Raw genomic sequence first — 17,129 nt, 5'->3', positions numbered from 1 at the left:
ATAGTTTTTTCGGTCTGAACAGAGTGAGAGCATCTCAGTCAGGCTGGTTCTTCGGGCTCAGGTGCAAGGCTACTGGTAGCAATTTATCAGGCTTCCGCTAAGTTAAGACTTGTTAATAGGGGAACAAAGACGGTATCGCCATCACGTAAAAGAATGAAAGAGCTAATTTTACATCCTTTGGTTCTGACTTTACTATTTTCAACTGGATCAGTCTATTTTGTTATCGCGTTTCAATTACTTAATTCAAATAGTCGATGGTCTAAGCTTTTTGAGCAAACCTGTGCCACTGTATTCATCATGATTATTGGGGGAGTCAGTGTAGGACTGATGAATAAGTTTCATCCTCAGGTATTGTCTCTAAGGGATACGACGTTGCCGACTCTGAGCCTGACCCTAGCGACGTATAGTGTTTGTCTTGTTTTATTAGCCCCAAGATTGAAGAATAATCTTGAAGATGGAGTGTATGTAGTTTCGTGTTTTTTTAAAAATAATTTATTTTTTTGTGGTTATATTCTGATTATGCTTTTGTCTTTTTCTGTCTCTAACATTCCAGGGTATACGTTAAAAGCAAGTATCGTTCATATAGGAGTTACCCTAGCACTAATCTATATAGGCAAGCAATATAGCTGGAAAGAGTTATTAACCCTGTTAACTTGGTATCATGGGATTGCCGTTATTCTTTTTCTGGTATTTGGTAAAGAACATTTGGGACATAAAAATTATGCTGGACCGACCATGGCTGTGAGCGCAATTATCCTGTACTTATTCTCAGTCGATTCACCGAAAAAGTACAATTTTATCTTGATTATTTTAGCAACTTTAGCTTTTTCATTTGTGCAGCAAGCTGGCAGTGGTATGGGCAGAGCTTTGGTGGTCATTTTAATAGCTCTGTTAGGATTTCTCAGATTTATCAAGCGTTTACCACCGAAAACGGCTTTTGCTTGCATGGGTGTATTTCTAGCCATTGCCGTATGTTTAATAATTTTGATTTCAGAGAACGCCGAGTATATTATCGTTGAGAAACTAGACAAAGACATGACCATATCAGGTCGCACATACATTTGGGCACATGTAATCGATTCCATTAACAAGCATCCTTTATTTGGCTATGGATATGGAGGGTTTTGGCAGGAATGGCGAGGACCGGATGACCCTTCATTTAACGTCAGAACTCCCAATGGTTTTAAAGCCATGCATGCTCACAATGGTTTTTTAGATTTAGGATTAGATTTTGGCTGGATTGGATTGACCTTATTTAGCCTGTCATTGTTAGTAAATATTTATTATGGAGTCCTACATTTGATTCGTACAAAAGATAGTACAGCCGGATTACCATTGGTTATTTTTACCTGGTTAATAATCACAAATTATACAGAAACCAGTCTAGTTGCGATCTCTAGTTGTTGGGCGTTTTATGTGTTGATGACAGCAAGGTTAACGATGGATGTGGCAGCACAGGATATCAGTGATGATGCGCCTATCCAGAACGCTTTAGCGTTTGAGTCAACCTCTTCGTCCCCTCAAATCAGCGCCACTGAGGATAGGACTCACTATACTGATTAAACTGAGTCATCGTTGTACACACAAATCTATCTTCAATCACTATAGTTTAATCAGGAATGCCATTCTAATGCTCGACAAAATCGCTTCATTCACGCAAAAGCTTAGTCCAGGTTTACGCCAAGTTCTCAGTAATATTGGGTGGCTAGTTTGTGATAAATTTCTAGAACTTGGATTGAGTTTAGTGGTGGGAGTCTGGGTGACTCGCTATCTAGGACCAAGCCAGTTTGGTCTGCTCACCTACGCGACGACTTTTGTGGGAATGTTTAGATTCGCTAGCCTGCAAGCGTTGCAAAATATTGTTGTACGTGATATGGCTCGAACTCCTACCAGTAAAAATGAAACCCTTGGTACAACATTTATTCTTCAACTAGCTGGTGGATTAATTACCTTATTAGCCGCTGTAGGAACAATTTATTGGCTACAACCTAGTGAAACGTTAACTCACTGGCTAGTTGGGATCATTGCCGCCGCCACTCTGTTTAATGCATTTAATACGATTGATTTCTGGTTCCAATCCCAAGTTCAGTCAAAATATACAGTTGTTGCCAAGAGGTTTGCCTATGTGTTTATGGTGGTGATTAGAATTGGACTCATTCAGCTACAAGCTCCTCTGATTGCCTTTGCTTGGGCGAGATTAGCGGAGATGGTGTTGGGTTCAATTGGATTAGTCATTGCTTATCAAAGCCAGGGCAATTACATTCAAGCATGGCGAGCAAGCTGGAAACGAGCGAAAGAATTGCTAAAGGAAGGGTGGTTGCTAATTGCGGCGGGAATAGGTGTCTATATTTATGCTGATATCGATCAGTTAATGCTTGGTTCAATGTTACCAGATAAATCAGAATTAGGATTTTATGCAGCGACGACTAAGATATCGCGACTCCTAGATTTATTTCCTATGGTGTTAGCGTCATCGATTTTGCCAAAACTGACGGCACTCAAGGAAAAAAGTCAGGAAGATTATCTTGATAAAATTCAGGTTTATTTTGACCTATCAACGTTGATATGGCTAGCGGGCGCCATTCCAGTTTCACTTTTATCTCATTATATTGTTCAGATTATTTATGGCTCAGATTTTGCCGCATCTGGAACTCTGTTATCAGTCTATGTGTGGTCTCAATTCAATAGTTGTTTTGGCGTTGCAAGAAGTACTATTTTAACTATAGAAAGAAAATTAAAGTTTAATCTTATTTTGACCATCATTGGTGCAATAGTTAATTTAATTTTGAACTATATACTAATACCAAGTTATGGGGCAATGGGAGCAACTGTTGCGACAATTATCACCTATTTAATTGTGATAATTTTAATAAACTTTTTCATTGAAGAGTTAAGATTTATTGGAACCCTAATAATTCGGTCATTTAACTTATACACTGCTATTTCAAGACTGAGAAAAAATTTACTGTAAAAAAACGGGATTGCCCATTCTACCCGGAAGGGAATTACTCGAGCAAAACTTTACTGTCCTTTGGATTTGTCTGCTGCTATTCTCAGGATTACAGCATTGACACAATAGACATCTCCAAAAATGAACCTGAAACCCTTATCCTGCTTGAGTCAATATCTAATTTCTGGAAATGTCTAATAAAGACAATGATTTGCTGCATTTTCAAGAGTATTGCGCTAATTTAGCGTATAATTACAGCGATACGAAATTAATTATGTAATCTAGTCTTGAAGGGTACACAATCTGAGTTTAATTACGTGATGTGAGGACAATTATCAGATGTATTGGGAATCTGAGATTTATCCAAATAGTTAATTAATTCATTAATATTGTGAAAAAGCCGAAAATTGTTTTTCAGCCATTCTTGCTCTTTATCCCACCACTGAAAATCCATCAAACGATCAATCACTTCTTGCTCAAATCGATAACGGATAAGCTTAGCCGGAACACCCCCATAGATAGCATAAGGGGGAACATCTTTAGTCACAACGGCTCCAGTAGCAATAATGGCTCCATTACCTATGGTTACACCATCTAAAACAATGACATTTGCGCCAATCCAAACATCATTGCCAACTGTAATCGGTTTCCTTTCTTCTATGTAATCTTGATCAGCAAAGGTGATACCAGCTTGTTTCTTCGTTGAATAAAAAATAGGATGGGTAGAAACGAAATCTCTAGCAGGATGTATCCCCCAACCAAACATACAGTTTGGACCAATACTGCAGAATTTTCCCATAGAAGTCTTTGTAATCAAGGTTTTTCCACAGACGTATGAAAAGGAGCCAATAGAAGATTCAATAACTAATACGTTACTATCTATACAAACATTCGGTTCTAGATATGAATCTAAAATGATGGATAAATATCCTTGTTTAAGTTCTGGAAATTTAAACCGATTTCTTATCCAATTTATCAAGAAGCGCATATAAATTGTTAGAGGATTTTTAAGTAGAGTTTGCCATGTATCTTTTCGTAGAATCATTTTGATTAAATTACTTGATTGAGTTTATTGTTTTCCGAAATTACAGCGCTTCGCGCTCTTATGGAGTACAGTATTAGCCCGCTATCCCTCAAACTGCTAGATTGATGTTGTACCTCATAGCAGAGGAAAGCGCTGTATCTGTGTTTTTCAACTGTATCTGTGTCCTGGTATTTCTACGAGCTACACATTTGTAAAGATTAGGCATACCTCAAATCAGAATACATAAATATTTACAAAAATACCTTGTAAGTAAAGTCCACTTTTGGGGTATGATAACTAAAACAGCAAGTCCAAAGAACTATAAGTATATAGTATCATATCAGTTTAGGGCAGCTCAAGTATGACCACTATTAGCTGTATTATTGTCAACTACAATAAAGAAAAATTTTTGAAGCAAGCCATAATGAGTGTAGTCAATCAAACAATGGCAGTTGCCGAAGTTATTGTAGCCGATGATGGCTCCACAGATGGCTCAAGAGAACTCATCACATCGCTAGCTCATGAATATTCGCAAATTAAGCCGATTTTCCGAGAAAAAAATCTGGGAGTTGCGGCAAATAGGGATTTAGCGATTCGTGCGGCTAAAGGCGAGTTAATTACGACCCTGGATGGTGATGACTGGTATTTGCCGCAAAAAATAGAGAAGGAGTTTTTAGCTCTACAAGGTAGCACTGAAGCCATAGCTTTTTCAGATGTTCAGTTAGTCCGTAGCGAAGATGAACCTATTGTGTATTGGGATAATTCCGATTTTGCTCACCTTAATACCAAGGAAAGATTGCGATGTTTAGCCCATTGGTCGGGTTCACTTATTCGAGATATGCTTATTCCTAAAAAACTTTACATAGAGGCTGGTGGAATGCAACATGGTAGTAATCTGTACGAAGATTGGGACTTGCAAATTCGCTTAGCAGCCTATCCTAATCAATGGAAACATTCTGGTATTCTTGGAGTCAATTACCGTAAGACCGATTCGGGACTGTCAACTACAAATTCACGACTCAGGCATATTCAAGCCCAATATCAGATACTCATGTCAAATCAAGAATTACTTAAAGAACATATTGGTGAACTAGACTTTTGGCTAGCCATGGTCAAACTTATTGTCAGAGTAGCACGTTCTGCACTGGGTGTTCGGAGCAAACTTAAAAGACTGCGCTTGGGTTATCCGTAAAAATCATCCAAGTCATGAAACATGATCAGGGATTAAATTATGAAAAATGTGGCAGCTAGCTAACGATTGCTAACCGAGATAAAAACTAACGATTACTGAAAAGCAAAAAATGAGTATGTTTACGAAAATATTTCATAGTTACTCAAGACGATTACAAAAGTTTTTGAATATCAAACATTTCAAGCCTTATCAAATTAACAAAAATTGTGATGGACTCTCATTTAATTTTGTGATTGGTGATTTAGATGGTCAAGAATGGTATATTCCTTCAACCTCATCATCTGATAGTGATTTAAATCAAGAAATGGGATTTTTGAAAGAAAAGCTCATTGAACCAGGAGATGTAATTTTTGAATGTGGGACTCATCATGGCTGGACAACCCTGCTTTTATCTAAATGGGTAGGTGAGACAGGTAAAGTGATTGGCTTTGAGATCAACCATCATAATGCCCGGATTGCTAAACAGAATATGGAACTAAATTCTATCAGCAATGTGACTATTGAACAAAAAGCTACAGGGGCAGATGAGGGAAAAGTAAGGATGTTCCGAAAATCAAATGCATCTGTGACCCCTAAAAATATCATCTCTTGGGGCATGATCAAAAACTTGATTTATGGAGTAGAAGATGTTGAAATGATATCACTTGATAGTTACGCTAAACAGAAAAACATCAAACCAACCTTACTCAAAATTGATGTTGAGGGTTACGAATCTGAAGTCCTCAAGGGTGCAAAAAACATTTTAGAAAGCACTCCTAAGCTGGAAATTGAACTTCATACAGAAGTTTTATCGCGACAAAATACTTCAGTGCCAGAAATTCTGGACTTGATTGATATTAGTCGTTATCACTGTTGGATTCAATGGGATGAACTTGAAGCACCGGTAGAGTTTGATCCTCAAGCGGAAATCAACAAGCGAGTTCATTTATTCGCGATTCCTAAATAAAGGAAATTCCCTTAGAGATTTACGGCAAAATAATGATAGAAACAATTCACAATCAGGTTAACCCATGAGTTGCGATCGCACAGCCGTCCTCATGACCTGCTATAACCGCAAGACTAATACCCTAGCATGTCTGGCGGCGTTGTTCAACCAGGTACTTCCCCCTGAAGTCACAGTGGATGTCTATCTAGTTGATGATGGCAGTACAGATGGTACAGCAGAGGCGGTACAACAAACCTATCATCAAGTCAAGATTCTCCCCGGTGATGGGAACCTCTATTGGAATCGGGGAATGCACAAAGCCTTTGGTGAAGCACTCAAACACGACTACGATCACTACCTCTGGCTCAACGATGATACCCTACTTGACCCAGAGGCGCTAAACATATTGCTGACCACCTCTGACCACCTTACCCAACAAGGATACCAACGAGCAATTGTCACAGGCTCTATCCGCGATTCTCAGATGAATACCCTCGTCTATGGTGGTATGGTTCAGGCAAGTCAGTGGCGTCCCCTGAAATTTTACTTGATAGAACCTGAAGCCCAGGCAAAACAGTGCGACACGATCAATGGTAACTGTGTTCTGATTCCCCGAGAAGTCGCTCAAATCGTAGGGAATCTCGATCCAGCCTTTACCCATTATCTAGGAGACTTCGACTACGGTTTACGTGCCCAGCAACAAGGATGTACAGTTTGGATAGCTCCCGGTTATGTCGGAACTTGTCCCCTGAATCGACGCCAGGACAGCCAAATTGAAGCGTCAGAACAGCTACCAAACCTCTTAAAGAAAATGGATCGACCCAAAGGGTTATCTATCCAAGAAGAAGTCCTTTACTCCTTCCAGGAGTGGAGACACTTTGCTCAGCGACATAGTGGCGTATTCTGGTTCTTTTATTGCCTGTTACCTTACAGGCGATTGCTTTGGAGTGCAGTATTTGGTAGGTTCGAGGGAAATAAAACCTGAAACGAAATCCGGGTACATTAATGGATAACCTTCGCATTGCTTGGCTAGTTCCTTCCGTAGAACTAGGGGCGTACTGGCAACCTGTTTTAGCGGAATTCACCAAGAAATTTAAAAATACAATCTTTTACACGGGACTGGTGTGGCCCGGATTTGATCCACAAGCGCCCGGTGCCAATATCATCCAAGTTGTCGGTCAGATGCGGTCTATCGAAACGACGAAGACAACCACCGGCTATAACCGTCGTTTTATGTATTTATCTCCTGGCATAGTCGGTCATTTACTCGGGTTTAAGCCAGATATTGTTTTTGCTCAAGCGTTTTCCTTGTGGACGCTCTTGGCACTGCTTTTGAAACCTTGGGTGAAGTGGCGGTTTATCATTATCTACGATGGCAGTTCCCCCAATTCAGACTTTCAAGATTCCAAAATTCGTTCCTTGATCAGACGCCTAATCGCCCGGTTTGCTGACGCCTTTGTCGCTAACAGCCACGGCGCAAAAGCTTATCTGATGCAAGCTCTGGGAGCCAAAGAAGATAGGGTTTTTACCAGAACCTATTTGGTGCCAGATGCGACAACTCTGCGACAACGTCTAGTACAAACTCAGATCTCTGACTTAAAACTTCAACGCCCCATATTCCTTTATGTGGGACGAATTACTCCCAGAAAAGGCATTAAGTCGCTCTTAGAAGCCTGCTCCATTTTACGAACCGAGGGATACCATGATTATTCATTGCTGATTATTGGCACAGGAGATCAACGTGAAGAACTGGAAGCGTTCGTTAAGGACAACCGATTAGAAGATATTGTTACCTGGGTAGGTTGGGTAGAATATGGATGTTTAGGCGGGTATTTTCAGCAAACCGATGTGTTTGTCTTTCCCACGTTCGAGGATATTTGGGGCATGGTGCCACTAGAAGCAATGGTTTTTGGCAAACCCGTCCTCTGCTCTAAATGGGCAGGTGCTGCAGAAATGGTGGTTGAAGGAGAAAATGGTTATATTTTTGATCCCTATTCTCCTCAAGAGTTAGCCGTTCTCATGCGCCGCTTTCTTGACCATCCTGACTCGATCACCTCAATGGGTCAGCGCTCCCAGCAACTCATCGCTCAAACAAATCCTAAAACGGCGGCTCAGTCTTTTGCCGAAGTGATCTCTTATGTGATGACTAATAGTCAGAGTAATAATTCTGACACCGCCTTATGATCAGGGACTGGTTCCTACATCCCCCTGTAAGATTTTCCCCAATACCTCTGGATAAAACCGCGCTGGAGTCAATCGTTCAAACAGGGAGCGTAACCGTCGCTGCAAGTCACAAAACTCTGACGGAGAAAGCCGAGAATGCCATTCCCACAACCGATCCGGCAATTCCTGCAAGTGGGTAGACGGAACCCGGACAATCAACTGATCCCAGGATATCTCCTCCTCCAAGGGCAACATACAATCTGTATCTATCAGTATCGGAATCTTACCCAGAGAAAGGGCTTCATAGAATCGCCAACTGTAATTATCAGCCCCCCGAACACAAAGGGCATAGGCATTACGCTGCAAATTGTCTAAGAATTGGCGACGCCTATCCCCCTGTACGCTGGGTTGTAGTCCCGCTTTTCCCCGCCCAATCAAATCCGTCTTAATCCGAGAATCTCCTTCCAAAACCTGCATCGCATCGACTCGCAGTGGGTAGCAACAGGTCATGCGAATACCAGGAGTCGTACCACAGAAAAAATTAGCTGCCATACGACGGGTGAGTCTTTTGGGCATCATCCTCCAGATTGCCAGTCCCAGTCTCCCCCCTTCCCTACCACAAAAACTCACCGTTGGCGATATATCTTTTGGCTTAGGTTCCCAGTTAACAATACCCAATTCCGCCATTAAATCAAACCCATCCCCACCGAGGAATGCTGGACTAATAATCGCCCCTGGTTCATGAAGCGAACGATACCAAGAAAAGCGGATAATATAGTCAAGCCATACAGGTTTTCGCCGTTCATGGCTGATATCAAAACCAATTGAAGGCAACCCAAAATCAGCCACCATCTCGCCAATTTCTTCGAGTCGCTTAGGAGAATAGAACGAAACATTGGATGGCAATAAAAACCCATCGGCGTTTTTATCCTCAACGATTTCAAACCTCTCTTGTACTACCTGGTTAAATTGGGGGGAATAGCGAGCTAGCCATGCTTTGAGAAGGGGACATCCATCGGGAAATCTTGTCTCCTGTGCAAGTTCAACGCCAAGAGTCGTCAGTTTAAGCTTTCGCTGCATAAGATATTCAGAAAAAGAGGGAACACTATATTGTCGTACTATTACTCTAGAACTTAACGGCGGATACTATAGCAATCCTAAATGAGTTGTGGAAATTTAGGATCGCTATATATAGTTTTCACATACCGAGTATCTATAAAGAGTTTTGGCTTGATTATAAATTTTATAGTATAGCTGATTTAATTCCTCAAACTCGGATATAAAGTATTGAGACAGCTTCTTATTCGGCTCTCCCGTACTTGGAGTGATAAGCAGATGTTATTATTGGTTAAAAGCTGATGGGACAAGTCTTTCTGCTCAATATTTTCAGACAACTATCAGCAAAACAGCGGTTTTCCACACTAAGTACGGGAGAACCCTCCCCCCTACACCTTACATCGAATAATGATTTAGGGGGAATTCCATTAAATAAAATTTACCTGAACCACCAAATCATTATAATCGCGATCGCCTCCATTCCATTCATCCTCAAACCCAAAGGTATTATCCCCCAACAGGCGGACGTGGTCTACCCCATCCGGGTTAGCCCCGATAAAGGCAAAGTAAGCCATTACGTCTTGATCACTCTGATTGATCGGATTCTCTGCCAGAAACTCCTCTACTGTACCATCGGCGATAATAAACGGAGCAACTAACGTCCCAGCCGGGAGTCCTGCGTTTGTGTCCAATCGCTGACGAACCGCCGCCTCCGCATAACCGGGATCACCGGGAAGCAAACCCCCAATCCGACCATCCGGGTCATCAATGATATAAAATCCAAAGCTATTATCATAGTCCGCGTCACTATTCACCCCAAACACAGCCGGAACCATACCCGTTACCTGATCCCGTAAGTCAATAATTTCCCCTTCTTGTCCGCCTTGTAACTGGGTGCCAAATCCTGGCTGACTCTCCGCCAGTTGAACCGTGAATATGAGGTCATCAAAGTCCCCATCGTTCCCATCGTCCCACGCCAGGTTATACCGATTATCACCCAGTTCCGATACCTGTACAGGATCAAACTGCTCCCCATTGGCAGAAGTTAAGCCAAAAAATACATTATCCGGAGTACCTCCAGCCGCTAACTCAGCCCGCACTGTATCCGTGGTACTATCTTTAATCAGGTAAAATCCAAGGTCCTGATCCCCATCTATCCTCAATTGACGGGTAAAGCTCAAATCTGGAAACTGATTCCCCGGAAGCACGGAGAAAATAACTTGAGATTGGTTGAGGGCAGCTTCCAGATACCCAGATTCCCCAGGAGCGATACCATTAATATAACCCGACTCATCATCCACCAAAAAAATGCCAATTTCATTAACCCAATTGGTGTCGCGTCCGGTTAAATCAAATTGAAGTTGAACCGCATCTGAGTCTCCGGCGACGAGGAAAACATTCTCGGATGTGCGACTCAAGGCTGGTTCTTGGATAGGTGGAGGGATGGGTACAGGTTTGGGTACAGGGTTGATTATTCTATCGGTGGTTCCTTGGGCGAATGTAGCTGACGAGTCTCCACTGTCGTTAATTGCCCGCAAGCGATAGTAATATGATGTGTTCGCCGTTAAGTCGGTATCCCGGTAACGGGTAACATCAGCCGCTGTGGTAGCTACTACCGTCCAATTTTCTTGGTCGCGCGATCGCTCAATCTTAAATCCTGTTTCATCATTACTATTATCCGCCCAGGTCAATTCAATTTCTGTAGCAGAAACCCCAGTCAGACTCAAGTCACTCGGCGCCGTGGGAGGAGTATCTGGAACACGACTTCCCACAGCCCCCCCTGTCACTAATGGATTCCCCGGTTTGGGGGAGATTTGCACCGCCCCCCCATTATCGGTAAACGGACTCAGTTGGGGATCAACCACCCTCACTCTAGCCGTTACTTTCGTATCCTCTGAATTGGGATAATTGGACTGAAAGTTACCGCCCCCATCCCTAAATACCGTACCGGTGTGATGGAAAATATCCCAATCATTACCGCCATTATGGGCGACGTTATCAGCAAGTAGGCTATTTTGGAGCGTAACATTTAACCCACCGCCCCAGAATCCGGCGCCTTGAAACCCAGCATAATTATTCGCAATTGTGGTACGGGTAATGGTTGTCAGGTTGGAGCCATTCGCTAACAACATCGCTCCCCCTAAACCGTTCTTGCCATCGGTTGACTCGGCTCTATTCCCGTAAAAAATGCTGTTTTCAATCGTAACAGGGGATTCTTCACCGATCCACAAACCACCGCCTTGAACTAACGCTCGATTGTTGGCAAAGGTGGTGTTTCGGATAATTAACTCGCTATTCCCATGTCGCAATCCCCCTCCAAGCGCATCACCGTTGACCGATGCAATCACTTGATTATCAATAATTGTGCTATTTTCGATAATCACTTGGTCACCAGGATACCCAAATAAAAGCAGTCCTCCCCCTTGTCCGGCGCCTTTATTGCCCTCAAATCGACTATTGCGAATCTCAATTGTGCCAGAGGTACTCCGATCAGTAGTGGCGGAAGCGCCATCGGTATAAATGGCACCCCCATAACCCATGGTATGGGGACCAAAGGCACCGCCGGGAGTGGAGTCATTCTGGGTAAAGGTGGAATTTTCCACAATTAACCCTCCCAAGAGGGTGTTAATCGCGCCACCATTAATTCCAGTATTGTTGGTAAACTGACTATTTGTGACGGTGAGCGAACTTTCGCTTTTAACCGCGATCGCACCACCCCCTCGTTCACTCTTACCTGTCAGACTATTCCCGGATGTGCTGTTCCCCTCAAATGTGCTATTGATTACAATATTGGTACTGCGCCACCCCGCATAAATGGCTCCCCCACCTTCACCATTGGCATGGTTGTTCTTAAAGTTGGTATTTTCTATGGTTAACTTAGTGGAGCTAAATGTCCAAACGCCGGCTCCGGCTCCGTCTTCACCCTTTTCCGTCGTCTTCCCATCGGCGATAGTCAGATGCTTTAGGGTAACCTCTATCGGTTCCCAGGCTGGATCTCCTTGAACAAAAAAAACACGGGATGTATTATTCCCACTAATCGTTATCCCTGGAGCCTTACTTCCATCAATTGTCAAGTCTTTCTTAATCTCTAGTTGACCACTGGTGAGGGTAATGGTCTTATTCGCTAAACTTGATGCAAATTGAATCGTATCCCCTGTCTTGGCTTGCGCGATCGCAGCTCTCAGAGAACCCGCTCCACTTTCAGCAGCGCTTGTTACTGTAATGGTAGTCATAATTTCTATAGCATGCACCCGTTTTTTGCCAGATTGAATCTCTCCCTTGCCTAGAACCTGAAACTTAACGTGAAGTCTAGGTCAGGGGATTCTACACAGGGTGTCACTGTATTAATTCATCATGAATCTTGGATTACTTCTCATCACCCATGCACAATGATGTGAATTAAACAGCGTCACCGAGTTGGCTTAGATCATGTTTCAAGTCGAGGGACTTTTCAAATTTTTCTCCTTAAACTGAACCCTGTAACTATATTTTCTCTGTCTGTAGTAAAAATACTTGGTTTAATCAGCAACTGTCTACCCAAAAATCAATTCTTCATAGAATCTTTATAAAATGCTTTCCCTATCTTCACGAAAACTTTATGGTAATTTGACCAACTCTCTTTACTTACACAAGGGAAACTGAGAGCTTTACAAAAGTTTGTAAATATTCTTGAAGTAATCTTTGGCAATTGGTGGATTTAAGTTTAGATGTATGTACAACTATTGACATAACTGAGCCTTTATCAGTAAATTGCTTTCCATAAAGGATTTTATTTTCCAACCCAAAATTAGGTTAACACCGAACTCAAAAGACTTAGCCAGACCATAAGGATAAACTCAAAAGCCGTTTACCGTGGGTCTTGCTCACTCTAGGTCTACAGAAAAAAGGTTTTGGGAATTTGGGCGATAAAAAGGCGCATCCCCCCGTGGGTAGATATGAGGAAATAGAAGAGGAAAGAGGAATGAATACTCAAACGTTACCATCCCCCAGTCAAACCAGTATCATCGGGATTGGCGTTCATCGGACAAGCTATGATGAATGTACCGACCTGATTATTCAAAACGCTAAATGGCATCTATCCTGTACAGTAGCGGCGACAGATGTGCATAGCATGATGCGCGGTTATCTTGACCCTCAAGGTCATGGCTATCGTCTCAATCATTTTTCCATAGTTACCCCCGATGGTCAGCCTGTACGCTGGGCAATGAATCTGTTTCGCAAATCCGGAGAAAAATATCTGCGCGATCGCGTCCGGGGACCTGAACTTATGTTAAGGGTGTGCGAACGAGCGGCGGCTGAAGGCGTGAGTATTTTTCTCTATGGCTCCACCGATCCGACGTTAGAACAATTACAAGTCAAGCTGACTCAAAAATTCCCCAACTTGAAAATCGCTGGAGCAATCTCTCCACCGTTTCGAGCTTTAACTCCAGAGGAAGATGCTGAGTACGTCCAAACTATTCGCAAATCGGGAGCGGGTGTGGTTTTTGTCGGCTTAGGGTGTCCAAAGCAGGAAGAGTGGGCGTTTATCCATCGCCATCGCTTGGATTGCCCAGTACTCTGTGTCGGTGCTGCTTTTGATATGCATGCCGGTCAAGTTGACGAAGCCCCAATCTTAATGCAACAGTTCGGCTTAGAATGGCTCTATCGATTTCTGCAAGAACCCGTTCGTCTCTGGAAGCGCTATTTATTGATTAATCCGCTTTATCTGGTGCTGGTGGCTTTGCAGTTCTTCAAAGTCTTGCCCCGACAAAAAAAGCATAATCGAATTGACTACCAAACTTCTCATATTATATGAGTATATGAGAATAAAGAAAGTAAGAAAGAGGATCAGATTGGTAGTACCGGAGAGCCTGCAGCTTGAGAACATACTAAGTTCTAGGTAGGACAAGGGCAGAGAGTTTGAGAATTTATTGTAATAATGCGTGCGTCAACGCCTGATCAGATAGTAGAGTAAAACGACTTCATAAAGTAGGAGATTATCAATAATTAAGTGATTCAACGCTAGAGCAAAAATGTAGGGGCGTAAGGTTTGCGGCTCCCACATACTTGAGCGGCAGAAAAAGCAATAAGTAATAAGTAATATAAGGAAAAGACGGTCACAGATAAAGGAGTAAAGTTGGTGAAACCAGCATTGATAAATGGATTGTCCGCCCTTCGTCTTCTCAGTCGCCTACGGGTGATTGGGGTTGTCCTGTTGGTTTCATTACTCCTGTCTGGCTGTGTCAACTATGATGTTTTAGTTAACGTCAGGGATGAAAACCACGGCACGATTGTGCAGCAAATCCGCTTGGGGGAACAACTGAGAAGTTTTAGTAATGCTCAAGCGACTGAATGGCTTAAAAGTATTGAGCGACGTGCCAAGGAACTCCAAGGAAAAACGACGCGCCATTCTAAGCATTCGCTTGTGGTGACAATTCCATTTAGTAATGGAGAGGAATTGACCACCAAGTTTAATCAGTTTTTTAACCCAGTGAACCCAACTCATGGGAGTGCGAAGGATAGGGGAAGCGTTGATTTACCCAGTCTGGACTCGACGTTAAGAATAAAGCAACGTAGCTTTTTTGTGGTGCAACGGAATCAGTTGAACTATGAACTGGACTTGCGATCGCTAGCGGTGCTTTCGGCAAATGGTAGTATTATGGTTAGTCCGGGTTCGCTATTGGATTTGCAGTTTAGTTTGCAGACTCCTTGGGGGGCAAACATTATTGAGCTAGGTGATAATACGATCACGCCTAAGATTTATGAGGATGGGCGTCAGCTTGTGTGGACTCTGATTCCCGGTCAACTTAACCGCCTAGGTGTGGTGTATTGGGTTCCTAGCCCTCTGGGAATCGGCACAATTGCGATTGTGCTGTTGGTATTGGCTGGTTTTTTGATTAAATATAGGTCATTTCCGGGGACGGCAACGGCTTGAGATACCAGTGCCTCAGCTACCCAAGGCTCATAGAACTATTGTCAGTAAACAGAGCAATAGGGATTCCGTCCATTCCACCACCGCCCCATAGGTATCCCCGGTATGTCCTCCCAACTGACGGTAAAACCAGAACCCGGTCAAAAGCGCGATCGCACAACCTCCTCCCGCTAGAATTACCCCTAGCTTAAGACTACCTCCGCTCCAGATTAGGGGCAATCCACACACCCCCAGGAGTAAAAATCCCCCCCACAGACTATCAATTGGCACCTGAATCCCTTGTTGATGAAACGCGCCTTTCCCGGTGGGTTTGAGGTAAGGATAAATCGAAATCGCCACCACTTGTCCCCAGCGCCCCCATCCAGCTACACTGATTAATGCCAACCAGCGATAGGTTTCAATATCAGTAAGCGCCGCCGTTTTTAGTAATAGTAGCGCGATCGCAGCCATCGCTCCAAAGGCCCCAGTAACGCTATCTGCCATAACCTCCAGCCGTCGCTTAGGATCTTGTACCCCTAAGCCATCTGCCGTATCCATGACGCCATCGAGATGCAATCCTCCCGTTAGTGCTACCCAACTCACCACGATAACCCCACTCCGGGTCAAGTTAGGCATCCCCCAGTATTGCAATACGGCGTCTAGCACCGCTAAGATAACACCAATAAATAGTCCCACCCCAGGTGCCCAACGGGCAATGCGCTCAAAGTCCAACCCCCAACTCAGGGGAATGGGGATACAGGTATAAAAGGTGATCGCACCCAGCCAAGACTGCCAGGACTTTTGTCCCATCTGCCACATTGATTGAACGTTAAACCACTTCATAGAGAATAATTTATTCCGGGGGGACACCGGTGCAGGGAAGCCCGGAAGCACGGGGATACAGGCGTTAGAAAGCTATTGAGCGGGTCAGGATTTGGGTTCATCGTTTACTACACAGAAATTTACGTATATTGTCCGATGAATAGCTGGCGAATATTGGGATAGTATGGTCTAGTAACCCTACTGTAATACCCGTAACACTCAAGTATTTCAGAACACAATCCACCGGCACGAGCCTGTGGATGAATTTCTGATTCTTGATAACTACAGCTTCCGACTGAACCTTTAGCTGGGCAGTTGTTAAGAAAAGAAGCATTGGGTTTTGCAGTCGGGTCTAATCACAATGCCAATCCTCCTGGCAAGGCAATATTAGCCCCTTATGCATCATAGGCTTTACCCATGAGTTATCATCAACCTCCACGCCGACTTCCTGCCCCTTGTATTATTGATACGGGCATTATTATCAATAAACAAGACATGGGACGCCTACTCACTGATTTGGGTCGCGTCCGCTATAGTCACACAATTGATAGTAACCTGCAAAGTGAAGGGGAAGGATATGTGCTGGAAGTATTTGCTGATTCCCGCCGTTCTACCCTAATTGCCAATCAAGCTATCTACATCAATGTCCAGAGTTTTGATTACTTGCAACTGCATCAGACGCCGGAAAAGCAGGCTTATTTTGATTTAATCCAGGAGAACCGTCGGCTGAGGCTGATTCCTCTATCCAACCCGTTACAGGAGCAATCCGTCGAAACCCTCAACGCCGAAGCCTTAGAAGCCATGGTTACCCAAGTCCTCAATGCCCGGTGGGACGTACAAATTGATGATGAGGGCGAATGTCCTTTCTAATCGGTTTGGCTGTCCGAACAGAGCGAGTACAACAAGGCTCCCAGGCTACAGTTGTTTATGGCAGGGTTTCTGCTTTTTCCTCTGTTGTTAACAGCTGGGTATTGTAAAGTTTCAATAAGAATATAGTCAGATGTAGTCATGTTGGGTAATATATAGACATGAAACTCTCAGACTATGCCAAAAAAGCAGGAATCAGTTATCGAACTGCCTGGAGGTGGTGGAAACAAGGAAACTTGA

13 protein-coding genes and 1 pseudogene are annotated in these 17,129 nt (G+C 43.3%); 10 read left to right on the top strand and 4 right to left on the bottom strand.

Features of this window, described 5'->3' with window-relative positions:
* Positions 1–153: 153 nt before the first annotated feature.
* Together RIM23_RS30235 and RIM23_RS30230 are read left to right on the top strand one after the other, a co-directional pair.
* Positions 154–1,563 carry an O-antigen ligase family protein gene (locus RIM23_RS30235; RefSeq protein ID WP_446372136.1) on the top strand — a complete coding sequence of 470 codons (1,410 nt, stop codon included), beginning with the start codon at positions 154–156 and terminating at the stop codon, positions 1,561–1,563.
* 67 nt (positions 1,564–1,630) lie between these two features.
* Positions 1,631–2,971, top strand: coding sequence for a flippase (locus tag RIM23_RS30230; RefSeq protein WP_446372135.1), 1,341 nt, complete (start codon positions 1,631–1,633; stop codon positions 2,969–2,971).
* A gap of 292 nt (positions 2,972–3,263) precedes the next feature.
* Here the strand turns inward: RIM23_RS30230 and RIM23_RS30225 are convergent, their stop codons facing one another.
* Positions 3,264–3,995, bottom strand: a complete 732-nt coding sequence (locus tag RIM23_RS30225) for a CatB-related O-acetyltransferase (RefSeq protein ID WP_446372133.1) — start codon at positions 3,993–3,995, stop codon at positions 3,264–3,266.
* Positions 3,996–4,335: 340 nt separating this feature from the next.
* On the opposite strand from RIM23_RS30225, the gene RIM23_RS30220 reads away from it, so the two are divergent.
* The 4 genes from RIM23_RS30220 (at position 4,336) to RIM23_RS30205 (ending at position 8,275) form a co-directional block, all read left to right on the top strand.
* On the top strand, positions 4,336–5,166 hold the full coding sequence (locus tag RIM23_RS30220; RefSeq protein WP_446372131.1) for a glycosyltransferase family 2 protein: 831 nt from the start codon (positions 4,336–4,338) through the stop codon (positions 5,164–5,166).
* A gap of 163 nt (positions 5,167–5,329) precedes the next feature.
* Positions 5,330–6,112: an FkbM family methyltransferase gene (locus RIM23_RS30215; protein ID WP_446372129.1), complete on the top strand. Its 783-nt coding sequence runs from the start codon at positions 5,330–5,332 to the stop codon at positions 6,110–6,112.
* A gap of 64 nt (positions 6,113–6,176) precedes the next feature.
* Positions 6,177–7,076: a glycosyltransferase family 2 protein gene (locus RIM23_RS30210; RefSeq protein WP_446372127.1), complete on the top strand. Its 900-nt coding sequence runs from the start codon at positions 6,177–6,179 to the stop codon at positions 7,074–7,076.
* A gap of 20 nt (positions 7,077–7,096) precedes the next feature.
* Positions 7,097–8,275 (top strand): glycosyltransferase family 4 protein, encoded by a 1,179-nt coding sequence (locus RIM23_RS30205; RefSeq protein WP_446372125.1) that lies wholly within the window; start codon positions 7,097–7,099, stop codon positions 8,273–8,275.
* Here RIM23_RS30205 and RIM23_RS30200 read toward each other — a convergent pair whose 3' ends face one another.
* Both RIM23_RS30200 and RIM23_RS30195 read right to left on the bottom strand, forming a co-directional pair.
* Positions 8,276–9,334, bottom strand: coding sequence for an exostosin domain-containing protein (locus RIM23_RS30200; RefSeq protein WP_446372123.1), 1,059 nt, complete (start codon positions 9,332–9,334; stop codon positions 8,276–8,278).
* Positions 9,335–9,738: 404 nt separating this feature from the next.
* Positions 9,739–12,543 carry a DUF4114 domain-containing protein gene (locus RIM23_RS30195; RefSeq protein ID WP_446372121.1) on the bottom strand — a complete coding sequence of 935 codons (2,805 nt, stop codon included), beginning with the start codon at positions 12,541–12,543 and terminating at the stop codon, positions 9,739–9,741.
* Positions 12,544–13,271: 728 nt separating this feature from the next.
* Here RIM23_RS30195 and RIM23_RS30190 point away from each other — a divergent pair.
* The gene (locus RIM23_RS30190) at positions 13,272–14,105 is read left to right on the top strand and encodes a WecB/TagA/CpsF family glycosyltransferase (protein ID WP_446372119.1); all 834 of its coding nucleotides are present in this window, start codon (positions 13,272–13,274) and stop codon (positions 14,103–14,105) included.
* A 324-nt stretch (positions 14,106–14,429) separates the two neighbouring features.
* On the top strand, positions 14,430–15,224 hold the full coding sequence (locus tag RIM23_RS30185) for a DUF3153 domain-containing protein (RefSeq protein ID WP_446372117.1): 795 nt from the start codon (positions 14,430–14,432) through the stop codon (positions 15,222–15,224).
* 27 nt (positions 15,225–15,251) lie between these two features.
* Here the strand turns inward: RIM23_RS30185 and cobS are convergent, their stop codons facing one another.
* Positions 15,252–16,043 (bottom strand): adenosylcobinamide-GDP ribazoletransferase, encoded by a 792-nt coding sequence (gene cobS / locus RIM23_RS30180; protein WP_446372115.1) that lies wholly within the window; start codon positions 16,041–16,043, stop codon positions 15,252–15,254.
* Positions 16,044–16,439: 396 nt separating this feature from the next.
* Here cobS and RIM23_RS30175 point away from each other — a divergent pair, with 396 nt between their 5' ends.
* Both RIM23_RS30175 and RIM23_RS30170 read left to right on the top strand, forming a co-directional pair.
* Entirely contained in the window at positions 16,440–16,892 is a 453-nt protein-coding gene (locus RIM23_RS30175) for a hypothetical protein (RefSeq protein WP_446372113.1), read from the top strand.
* Positions 16,893–17,050: 158 nt separating this feature from the next.
* Positions 17,051–17,129 (top strand): annotated as a pseudogene (locus RIM23_RS30170) (IS607 family transposase); the annotation flags it as partial.

This window comes from Coleofasciculus sp. G3-WIS-01 (assembly GCF_040223135.1).
Lineage (GTDB): Bacteria > Cyanobacteriota > Cyanobacteriia > Cyanobacteriales > Coleofasciculaceae > Coleofasciculus.
This window is presented reverse-complemented; position numbering and strand designations above follow the sequence as displayed.

Excerpts from the sequence above, each read along its gene's own strand:
- cobS (WP_446372115.1), bottom strand. The coding sequence starts at position 16,043 with ATGAAGTGGTTTAACGTTCAATCAATGTGGCAGATGGGACAAAAGTCC.
- RIM23_RS30210 (WP_446372127.1), top strand. The coding sequence starts at position 6,177 with ATGAGTTGCGATCGCACAGCCGTCCTCATGACCTGCTATAACCGCAAG.
- RIM23_RS30230 (WP_446372135.1), top strand. The coding sequence starts at position 1,631 with ATGCTCGACAAAATCGCTTCATTCACGCAAAAGCTTAGTCCAGGTTTA.
- RIM23_RS30220 (WP_446372131.1), top strand. The coding sequence starts at position 4,336 with ATGACCACTATTAGCTGTATTATTGTCAACTACAATAAAGAAAAATTT.
- RIM23_RS30205 (WP_446372125.1), top strand. The coding sequence starts at position 7,097 with ATGGATAACCTTCGCATTGCTTGGCTAGTTCCTTCCGTAGAACTAGGG.
- RIM23_RS30225 (WP_446372133.1), bottom strand. The coding sequence starts at position 3,995 with ATGATTCTACGAAAAGATACATGGCAAACTCTACTTAAAAATCCTCTA.
- RIM23_RS30200 (WP_446372123.1), bottom strand. The coding sequence starts at position 9,334 with ATGCAGCGAAAGCTTAAACTGACGACTCTTGGCGTTGAACTTGCACAG.
- RIM23_RS30235 (WP_446372136.1), top strand. The coding sequence starts at position 154 with ATGAAAGAGCTAATTTTACATCCTTTGGTTCTGACTTTACTATTTTCA.
- RIM23_RS30190 (WP_446372119.1), top strand. The coding sequence starts at position 13,272 with ATGAATACTCAAACGTTACCATCCCCCAGTCAAACCAGTATCATCGGG.
- RIM23_RS30195 (WP_446372121.1), bottom strand. The coding sequence starts at position 12,543 with ATGACTACCATTACAGTAACAAGCGCTGCTGAAAGTGGAGCGGGTTCT.
- RIM23_RS30175 (WP_446372113.1), top strand. The coding sequence starts at position 16,440 with ATGAGTTATCATCAACCTCCACGCCGACTTCCTGCCCCTTGTATTATT.